This is a genomic window from Brevundimonas sp. (assembly GCF_041911375.1).
Lineage (GTDB): Bacteria > Pseudomonadota > Alphaproteobacteria > Caulobacterales > Caulobacteraceae > Brevundimonas.
On record NZ_JAYRPA010000075.1, the window covers coordinates 1 to 9,357 of the forward strand.

The following is a 9,357-nucleotide window of genomic DNA, read 5'->3' on the forward strand; positions in this document are numbered from 1 at the left end:
GCAGGCCCTCGAACCGATCGACGCCGTCGCGGGTGACGCCGCGCACCGCGCCCTGCGCCGCCGTCGCCGTGGGCGCCTCGCCTGCCGACGCCTGCGCAGCGGGCGACGACAGCGCGTTCAGCAGCAGGATGGTGAGGCCGAGGCGGGACAGGCGTCGCATCATCGGCCCGGCATCGGACAAACGCGAGCGGGGCGCAAGCCGGCGCGATGGCAATTCGGCGCGTTCGACCCCACTATCGGGGCTGAAGCTTGAGGGGACGCGCATGGCCGAGGCGGCGACAGGACTGGATCTGGGCGCTGCGGCGGCGCTGCTGGCGGCGGGCGTGGTCGCGGTGCCGATTTTCCGCAAGGTCGGCCTGGGCTCGGTGCTGGGCTATCTGGCCGCCGGCCTGGCCATCGGACCGTTCGGCCTGGGCCTCTTCCAGGAACCGGAGACCATCCTGCACGTCGCCGAGTTCGGCGTGGTCATCTTCCTGTTCATCATCGGGCTGGAGATGCGGCCCAAACGGCTGTGGGGACTGCGGAAGGACATCTTCGGCCTGGGCGCGACCCAGGTGATGGCGTGCGGCCTGTTGATGACTCTGGCGGCGATGGCCGTGGGCGTGTCGGCGCCGGTGGCCTTCGTCGGCGCGATGGGCTTCGTCCTGTCCTCGACCGCCGTCATCATGCAGATGCTGGAGGAGCGGGGCGAGATCGCCGGCGCCTCCGGGCAGCGGGCGGTGTCGATCCTGCTGCTGGAAGACCTGGCCATCGTGCCGCTTCTGGCCGTCGTCGCCGTCCTGGCGACCCTGACCGGCGTGGTGGACGAGAGCGCGCCGCCGCTGTGGCAGACGATCGCCTTCGCCGTCGCGGCGGTGGCGGGCGTGCTGGCCGCCGGGCGCTGGGCGGTCAATCCCGTGTTCCGCCTGCTGGCGCGCTACGGCGGGCGCGAGGTCATGACGGCGGCGGCCCTGCTGGTCGTGGTCGGCGCCGCCTGGGCCATGGCGCTGGGCGGGCTGTCGATGGCCATGGGCGCCTTCCTGGCCGGGGTGCTGCTGTCGGAATCGACCTTCCGCCATCAGCTGGAGGCGGACGTGGAGCCGTTCCGCGCCATCCTGCTGGGCCTGTTCTTCCTCAGCGTCGGCATGTCGCTGGACGTGTCGGTGGTGATCGACCAGTGGCGCATCGTCCTGGGCGGCGTGCTGGGCTTCATGGTGGTCAAGGCGGTCGGCATCTACGCCGTGGCCCGCCTGTTCAGGTCCAGCCACCATGAGGCGATCGAACGCGCGGCCCTGTTCGCCCAAGGGGGAGAGTTCGCCTTCGTCCTGTACGGGGCGGCGGTGGCGGCGGGCCTGTTCTCGCCCGTGGTGGCGGCCATGCTGACGGCGATCGTCATCCTGTCGATGGCGTTGACGCCGCTGACGACCCTGTTGCTGGGGCGCTTGCTGCCCAAGGAAAGCGTCTCGGTCGAGGACGCCGAGGGCGTGGACTTCGCCAAGGACCTGCGCGGCCAGGTGCTGATCATCGGCTTCGGCCGCTTCGCCCAGGTGGTGTCCCAACCCCTGCTGGCGCGCGACGTGGACGTGTCGATCATCGAGAACGACGTCGAGATGATCCAGGCCGCCTCGCAGTTCGGGTTCAAGGTCTACTACGGCGACGGGACCCAGCTGCATACGCTGAGGGCGTCGGGCGCGGACGAGGCGGAGCTTGTGCTGGTCTGCGTCGACAAGCCGGAGGCGGCGGACCGCATCGTCGAACTGGTGAAGCACGAGTTCCCGACGACCCGGATCATGGCCCGCGCCTTCGACCGCGGCCATTCGATGCGTCTGATCCAGGCGGGCGTCGACTACCAGATCCGCGAGACCTTCGAGTCGGCGCTCAAGTTCGGCGAGCGCGCCCTGGTCGAGCTGGGGCTGGACGAACGCGAGGCCGCCGACACCATCGGCGACGTGCGGCGCCGCGACGACGCGCGGCTCGACCTGCAGCTGACCGGCGGCCTGGCGGCGGGGCGCCAGCTGATGCGCGGCAACCTGCCCACGCCCCAGCCGGCCCCCTACATCAAGCCCAAGCGCGAGGGCCGTCTGCTGAACGAGGACGAGGCGGGCCCGCCCGCGCCGGATATCCGGAGCGAACCCGCCGAGGCCTGACCTACTGGCTGACGCCGGTCTGCGTCTGGGCGCCGATCAGCTGCGCCTTGGCCTGCAGGTAGTCGTCCTGGGACACGGCCTGGGCGATGGCGTTGAAGCGCTCGACCTCAAGGCCCGAGCCCTGGACGGCGGCGGTCAGCTGGGCGCTCTGCTCGGGCGTGGCCTGACCGTTCTGAACCTCGGCCGTGACGGCGCGGATCTGGGTCATGGCGGTGACGTAGCGGGTCAGCTCGTCATCGGTGACGCTGGCCGCGGGCGTGCCGGGGGCCGGCGGCGTCGCCTTCAGCACGCCGATGCGGGCGACCAGCACCGGGTCCGACGACGCGGCGGTGGAAATGGCGTTGAAGCGGGTGACCTCCAGGCCCGACTCCTGGATGGCCGCGGCCATCTCGGCCTGCTGCTCGGGCGTGGGCTGGGCGCCGTTCAGGGTGTCGCTGACGGCGCGGACGCGGGTCATGGCGGCGTCGAACTGCTTCAGTTCCTCGTCGGTGAAGCCGGCGGCGGCAGGCGCAGCGGCGGGCGCGGTCGACGGCGGTTGGCTTTCCTGAGCCTGGGCGCCGGCGGCGGCCATCAGCACGGGGAGGGAAGCGATAAGGGCGAGACGGGGAGCGCGCATGGGCGTGTCCTTTTCGGTCTAGCGTCCACAGGGCGTCGTCCGGAAACGACGACGACGCAATCACGTCGTCGCTCCCCGTAGGATGTGGAGCCTTGAATGAGCGAAAAGGCGGGGAGCACCTCTAACCTAGTTACGCGGACGCGAATGGCAAATCCGTCGGGCTGGAGAGGCGATCAACGATGCGTTAGACCGGCGTGAACTTCTCCGGGGCCTCGCCATCATGAATCGTTTCGTCCTTGCACTCCTGGCGCCGGTCGCCGTGATCGCCGTGGTCGGTTCCGCCGCCACGGTGACGGCCTGGGGCAACACCGGCCACCGGCTGATCGGCGTGGCGGCCATGCGCGCCCTGCCTGAGGATATGCCGGCGTTCCTGAAGTCTCCCGCCGCCATCGCCGACGTCGGCGAACTGGCGCGCGAGCCCGACCGCTGGAAGGGCGCCGGCCAGCCGCACGACCGCGAGCGGGACACCGCCCACTTTGTCGACCTGGACGACCAGGGGCGGGTGATGGACCAGCGGGGCATGACGCTGGCCGAGCTGCCCCGGCTGAAATCGGAATACGACGCCGCCCTGACCAAGGCCGGACTGGACGTGAACGAGGCCGGCTGGCTGCCCTACGCCATGATCGACGCCTGGCAGAACCTGGAGCGCGACTTCGCCTACTGGCGGGTGCTGAACGCCGCCGAGAAGCGCGAGACCGACATGGAGCGTCAGGCCTGGTATCGCGCCGACCGCCTGCGTCGCGAGGCCCTGATCCTGCGCGACATCGGGGTGATGGGCCACTACGTCGGCGACGGCTCGCAGCCGCACCACACCACCATCCACTACAACGGCTGGGGCGATCATCCGAACCCCGAGGGTTTCACCAACTCGCGCCAGACCCATGCGATCTTCGAAGGCGCCTTCACCGGCCGCGTCGCGCGACTGGACGCAATCGAGGCGGCCATGCCGGCCGCGACGGACGCCGCCGGCTTCGATCCGCGGGCGCGCGCCGCGACCTATCTGACGACGACGCTGGGCACGGTCATCCCGTTCTACCGCATGGAGAAGGCGGGCGCCTTCCGCGACGCCGACCCGCGGGGCGCGGCCTTCGTGACCGAGCGTCTGGCCGCCGGCGCCGCGGAGTTGCGCGACTGGACCGCCGCCGCCTGGCGCGCCTCGGCCACGTCCTCGATCGGCTGGCCCGCCGTCAAGGTCGCCGAGGTCGAGGCCGGAACGGTCGACCCCTGGCTGTCGATGGTGGGCGAGGACTGAGGGGCATGACCGACACCACCGCCGACGCCCTGCACGACGCCGCCAGGGCCCACGAGGCGGGACTGCGCTATCCGGAGGCTGCGACGGCCTGGCAGGCCTATCTGGCCGCCAGGCCCGCCGATGGCAACGCCTGGTACAATCTGGGCCGGGTCCTGCGACGCATGCGTCGGTTGGACGATGCGCTGGACGCCTATGCCGAGGCGCTGCGCCAGGGCGCGGCCGACCCGTGGGAGGTCCATCTGAACCGCGGGGTGATCCTGTCGGACGATCTGCTGCGGCCCGAGGAGGCCCGGGTCGAGCTGGAGACGGCGCTGACCCTGAACCCCGCCTATGTCCCCGCTTGGCTGAACCTGGGCAATCTGCACGAGGACCAGGGGCGGCGCGAGCCGGCGCGGGAGGCCTATCAGCGGGCGCTGGCGCTGCGGCCCGACGATCCGATGGCCCTGTCGCGCCTGGCGGGCCTGGTCCCCGAGCCGGTCGGGGCCGACGAGCCGATGATCGGCCGCCTGCGCGAGGCCGTGACGGCGGTGCGGGGGCAGGACGTGTCGGCCATGCTGGACCGGGCGGACCTGGGCTTCGCGCTGGGACGCCTGCTGGATTCGTCCGGAGCCTATGACGAGGCCTTCGCCGCCTATCGCCTGGCCAACAACGCCAGCGCCGCGACCGGCGCCGGCCGGGGCGTCCGCTACGACCGCGCCGCAACCGAAGCCGTCGTCGACAAGCTGATCGCCATCGCGCCGCCGCCCCTGCCGCCGATCGAGGACGACGGCCCGGCGCCGGTGTTCATCTGCGGCATGTTCCGCTCGGGCTCGACCCTGGCGGAGCGGATCCTGGCGGCGCACAGCCAAGCGTCCGCCGGGGGCGAGATGGACCTGCTGCCCGCCATCGCGCGCAACGCTTTCAACCCCTTCCCCGAGGCCCTGGCGGTCCTGGACGCCGACAGCCGGCGCAAGCTGCGCGACGCCTATCTGGGCGGCTTGCGCGAGCGGGTGGCGCCGGCGCGGGTCATGACGGACAAGCGGCCGGACAACATCCTCTACCTCAGCCTGGCCAAGGCGCTGTTTCCGAAGGCGAAGATCATCCATACGGTCCGCGACCCGATGGACAACTGCCTGTCCGTCTATTTCCTGCACCTGTCGATGGCCTATGCGCAGGACTTGGAGGACACCGCGCACTGGCTGGCCCAGGAGCGGCGGCTGGCCGCGCACTGGAAGACCCTGTGGCCCGACGATGTCCACACGGTCGACTATGACGCCCTGGTCGCCGATCCGGAGCCGGCGGTGCGCGACCTGCTGGCTTTCTGCGGCCTGGACTGGGAGCCCGGCGTCATGGACTTCCACACGCGGGGCGGGCCGGTGCGGACGGCCAGCGTCTGGCAGGTGCGCGAGCCCCTTTACCAGCGTTCCTCGGGCCGCTGGCGCAACTACGAGGCCCATCTCGGCGGCCTGCGCAAGGCCCTGGAGGGCTACGGCCTGATCGACTGATCCTCCACCTTCTCCGTGATGAAGTGCCGGCCCTGACGGTCCTCGATCTCGACCACCCACAGGTCGGGGTCATAGCCGCGCTGGCGGGCGATGTAGGCGTCCAGCTCGCTCTCGCTGTCGCTGACCACGGGCTGGATCCACAGCCGTTCGCCGTCCGGGCCGAACGCCTCGGTGAACAGGCGCGCCGTGCGGGTCGACGTGTCATAGGCCTTGACGATCACCGAGCCGGCGCGGTCGTCGCCCTTCTTCACCACCGTGGCGAAGGCGCCGCCGATCTCGGCGCGGCGGATCAGGGCGCCGACCCACAGATCGCTGGACAGAAGCAATTCGCTAACCCTGCTCGGAAACGGAACCCACAGGCCATGGCGCTAGGGTGGGGGCATGAGGATAGCCCTTTCCCCGCGCGGCGCCAGACGCCTGATCGGCGCCGTACTGGCCGTCGCCCTGCCGACGTCGGCGATGGCGGCGCCGCAGGACCGCTATTACGAGCGCAGCTTCGTCCTGGCCGCCAATCAGCGCTGCGGCCTGTTCCAGCCCCAGGTCTCGGCCGCCCTGAACGCCGCCGCCTGGCAGGCGCGGGGCGCCGCCCTGCGCGCCGGGGCCAATGACCGCGAACTGGCCGAGACGGCGCGTCGCGCCCGCGCCCGCGCCGCCTCGACGCCCTGCGACTCCGGCGACCTGAAGCTGGTCGGCGGGCGGGTGCGGAAGGCCTTCGCGGGCTGGTCGCGCACGGCCCGGATGACCTTCCCGGGGGACCGGTCCGACTGGATCGCCGACCGCGCCGCCTATGCCCGCCCGACCTGGCGGCTGGTGCAGCAGTCGTCGGTCGGCGCCTCCCCCATCCGGCTGGGCGTCGTCGGCGGCCTGGATCGGCCCGACGTCATGACCGCCGTGGTGTCCTGGCACGGACGACCCCGCCCGACCGGGGCGAGGATCGTGCTGCGCGACGTTGCGGTGGCGCCCCGGCCCTGGCTGGCGCGCGAACTGCCGCCCCAGGCGCAGCGTCGCGCGGTCTGGGCGTCCAGCGTCGGCGCAGCCGAAAACGAGCTGCTGCCGTCCGGACGCGAGGCGGGCCAGGCCTGGCGGTTTCCCGCCGTAGCGGCGGAGGCCATGGGCCAGCTCGACCCCCGAGAGGCGGTCGTGGTCGAGTTCGTGTTCCGTGACGGCAGCGTGGCGCGCTCGACCTTCGAGGCCGGCGACTTCGCCGCCGGGCGGGCGTTCCTGGCGATGGGGCCGGTGTAGCGCGCGCGGTCCTCGCCTCTGCCCCGCAATGACAGGCCCAGGTCGGGGAATGTCGATCGAGGCTAGTCCGCCGTCTTGCGTCCGATCGGCAGGCGCACGCTGACGGCCGTGCCTTCGCCCAGGGTGCTGTCGATCACGGTGCGTCCCCCGTGCAGTTCGGCCAGGGACCGCACCAGCGACAGGCCCAATCCCGTGCCCTGCGCCCGCTGATCCGCGCCGCCCGCCTGTTCGAACGGCCGGCCCAGCCGCTTCAAATCCTCCGGCGCGATGCCGACGCCGGTGTCGGCGACCGACAGCTCGACCTCGTCGCCCAGCGGCTCCAGCGTCACGGTCACCGCGCCGCCGGCCTGGGTGAACTTGACCGCGTTCGACAGCAGGTTCAGCGCGATCTGCTTCAGCGCGCGGCGGTCGGCGGTGACCGGCAGCGGCGTCTCGGGCAGGACGCCGGCCAGATCCACGCCCTTCTCCGCCGCCTGCAATCGCATCAGGGCCACGGCCTCGGACACCGGATCGCGGGCGTCGAAATCCTCGAGCGCCAGCTGGTAGCGGGCGGCGTCGATCTTGGACAGGTCCAGCACGTCGTTGATCAGCGCCAGCAGGTGGCCGCCGGCCTGGTGGATGGAGTCGGCATAGTCGCCGTAGCGGTCGGGCAGGGGGCCGAACAGGCCCTGGCGCATGATGTCTGAAAAGCCGATGACCGCATTGAGCGGCGTGCGAAGCTCGTGGCTCATCGTCGCCAGGAAGCGGGTCTTGCCGGCGTTCTGGGCCTCGGCCTCGACCCGGGCTGCCTCCAGCCTCAGTTCGCGCGCATACTGGGCGCCGGCGTCGAAGGCCTGGGCGACCAGGCGCGGCGTTTCGCCGGGAAAGCGCCGCAGCACCAGGCCGACGCGTCGGTCCAGGGCCTGGCGCGGAGCGAACACCACCTCGGCGTCCTGTCCGCCCATGGCGCGGGCCAGGGCGGCGGACACGGCCAGACGATCGGGGCCGTGGACGGCGGCGATCAGCCCCTGCTCCACCAGGTCGCGCACCGACATCGCCGGGGGCGCGGCGCCATAGGCGGCCAGCACCCGCCCCTCCGGTTCGACCATCAGGGCCAGGGTCGGCTGGGCGTGCAGGAAGGCCTGGGTCTCGGCCGCGGCGGCCAGGGCCGCCCGTTCGCGCTCCTGCCGGGCGGCCCCGGCGATCCGCACCCCCGTGGCGATGGCCACCAAAGCCAGCAGCACCGACAGGGCCGTCAGGGCGGCCATCGGCGGCTGGGGCGGGTTCAGCCAGTTCGAGATCAGGCCGCACACCACCGCCAGGCCCGACGCCAGGGCCCCGACCCGCGTCAGCCGGTCGTCGCCGAACCGGGGATGGTCCAGCGCGATCCCCGCCGCCAGCGGCAGGGCGACCAGACCGGGCGCCGCGCCGCCGACGCCGCCGGTCAGGCCCGCCGCCGCGCCCGTGGCCAGCGCCCAGAAGCACAGCAGCGCCAGCCGGACGCCCGGATCGTCGCGCCACATCAGCACCAGGCCAGCCACGCCCGGCGCGGCCATGATCAGCAGGGCCGCGGGCGTCGCGCCCTCCGCCACCGGCTGGGCCCACTGGCTCAGCATAGCCAGCAGCGCCGATCCCACCGCCCAGGCGGCGTGCCACAGGGCCAGGGCCTGTGGTCCCGTCAGCCAGCCGCGCCCGGCGGCGCGGGCGGCGCGGGCCTGGACGTCTGAGGAAGGGTTCACGGCGTGGGTCAATCGGCGGTCCGGCGATCTGTCTGTGCGCAGGATACGCCTCGGCTTGTGGCCGCGCGAGGGCGCTCGCCCGTGGGGCGACTACCTTGAGATGCGCCGGATGCGGAAAGCTGGGGACGGTCGCGCCGGTTGTCGTTAACGCGCGCCGGGCCTATCTGGCGGCGATGAGCCAGACCGACCGCACCGCCCCGACCGATTCGCCGGACCAGGTCCTGTCCGCCCTGGCCGAGGACTTCGACCTGCTGGGCGACTGGGAGCAGCGGATCGAATACGTCATCGAACTGGGCAAGGGCCTGTCGCCGCTGCCGGAGGCCGCCCGGACCGAGGCCAACAAGGTGCCCGGTTGTGCGGCCCAGGTGTGGCTGTCGACGATGCGCGACCGCGGCCGGCTGTGGTTCGACGCCGATTCCGACAGCGCCCTGTCCAAGGGCAACATCGCCCTGCTGCTCAAGCTCTATTCCGGCCGCACGCCGCAGGAGATCCTCGCCTTCGACGCTCGGTCCGCCCTGGACCGCCTGGGTCTTCCCTCGGCGCTGACGCGCCAGCGCGCCAACGGCCTGAACAGCATGGTCGGCCGCATCCGTGAGGCGGCGCTGGCGGCGTAGGCGCGGTCGCCCTTCGACCTGGCGCCTCACCCGACGCCGTAGTGTTCCGCCAGCGCCTGCAGCCCCTGTTTCAGCAGGGTCTTGCCCTGCCGCCGCCTCAGGCCCAGCCCCGTCTCGGCCAGTTTCAGGCTGTCGCCGTGCACGCAGATGCGGCTGACGATGGGGCGAAGGCGCGGGCCGACGGCGACCAGGGCGGCCTCGACACGGCGCGCGGCCGACAGGATGCGCTCGCCCGGTTCGACCCGCGCCCCCGCGCCCGACGCGGTGCGTGGCAGGCCGTCCCAGCGCATGGTCAGCGGAGCGCC

The 9,357-nt window shown here is 72.3% G+C and carries 9 protein-coding genes; 5 read left to right on the forward strand and 4 right to left on the reverse strand.

Annotated elements, in window-relative coordinates; genetic code table 11:
• Positions 1–263 precede the first annotated feature (263 nt).
• Positions 264–2,126 (forward strand): monovalent cation:proton antiporter-2 (CPA2) family protein, encoded by a 1,863-nt coding sequence (locus ACE3PU_RS13210; protein WP_374390530.1) that lies wholly within the window; start codon positions 264–266, stop codon positions 2,124–2,126.
• 1 nt (position 2,127) lies between these two features.
• Here ACE3PU_RS13210 and ACE3PU_RS13215 read toward each other — a convergent pair whose 3' ends face one another.
• Positions 2,128–2,742, reverse strand: a complete 615-nt coding sequence (locus ACE3PU_RS13215; protein ID WP_374390532.1) for a DUF4168 domain-containing protein — start codon at positions 2,740–2,742, stop codon at positions 2,128–2,130.
• 220 nt (positions 2,743–2,962) lie between these two features.
• Between ACE3PU_RS13215 and ACE3PU_RS13220 the strand changes: the two genes are divergently transcribed.
• Both ACE3PU_RS13220 and ACE3PU_RS13225 read left to right on the forward strand, forming a co-directional pair.
• A complete protein-coding gene (locus ACE3PU_RS13220) occupies positions 2,963–3,994 on the forward strand; it encodes a S1/P1 Nuclease (RefSeq protein WP_374390534.1) in 1,032 nt (343 codons plus the stop codon).
• Positions 3,995–3,999: 5 nt separating this feature from the next.
• On the forward strand, positions 4,000–5,478 hold the full coding sequence (locus ACE3PU_RS13225) for a sulfotransferase (RefSeq protein WP_374390536.1): 1,479 nt from the start codon (positions 4,000–4,002) through the stop codon (positions 5,476–5,478).
• Here the strand turns inward: ACE3PU_RS13225 and ACE3PU_RS13230 are convergent.
• Complete coding sequence (locus ACE3PU_RS13230; RefSeq protein ID WP_374390538.1) at positions 5,460–5,804, reverse strand: DUF1491 family protein; 345 nt, start codon at positions 5,802–5,804, stop codon at positions 5,460–5,462. The two genes, ACE3PU_RS13225 and ACE3PU_RS13230, sit on opposite strands and share 19 nt — an antisense overlap.
• A gap of 55 nt (positions 5,805–5,859) precedes the next feature.
• Here ACE3PU_RS13230 and ACE3PU_RS13235 point away from each other — a divergent pair, with 55 nt between their 5' ends.
• Positions 5,860–6,720, forward strand: coding sequence for a hypothetical protein (locus tag ACE3PU_RS13235; protein ID WP_374390540.1), 861 nt, complete (start codon positions 5,860–5,862; stop codon positions 6,718–6,720).
• 62 nt (positions 6,721–6,782) lie between these two features.
• On the opposite strand, the gene ACE3PU_RS13240 is transcribed toward ACE3PU_RS13235, so the two are convergent.
• Entirely contained in the window at positions 6,783–8,438 is a 1,656-nt protein-coding gene (locus ACE3PU_RS13240; protein ID WP_374390542.1) for a sensor histidine kinase, read from the reverse strand.
• A 173-nt stretch (positions 8,439–8,611) separates the two neighbouring features.
• Between ACE3PU_RS13240 and ACE3PU_RS13245 the strand changes: the two genes are divergently transcribed.
• Entirely contained in the window at positions 8,612–9,052 is a 441-nt protein-coding gene (locus ACE3PU_RS13245) for a SufE family protein (protein WP_374390544.1), read from the forward strand.
• Positions 9,053–9,078: 26 nt separating this feature from the next.
• Here ACE3PU_RS13245 and ACE3PU_RS13250 read toward each other — a convergent pair.
• Positions 9,079–9,357, reverse strand: a 279-nt coding sequence (locus ACE3PU_RS13250; RefSeq protein ID WP_374390546.1) for a DUF6456 domain-containing protein, incomplete at its 5' end; no start/stop codon positions are given.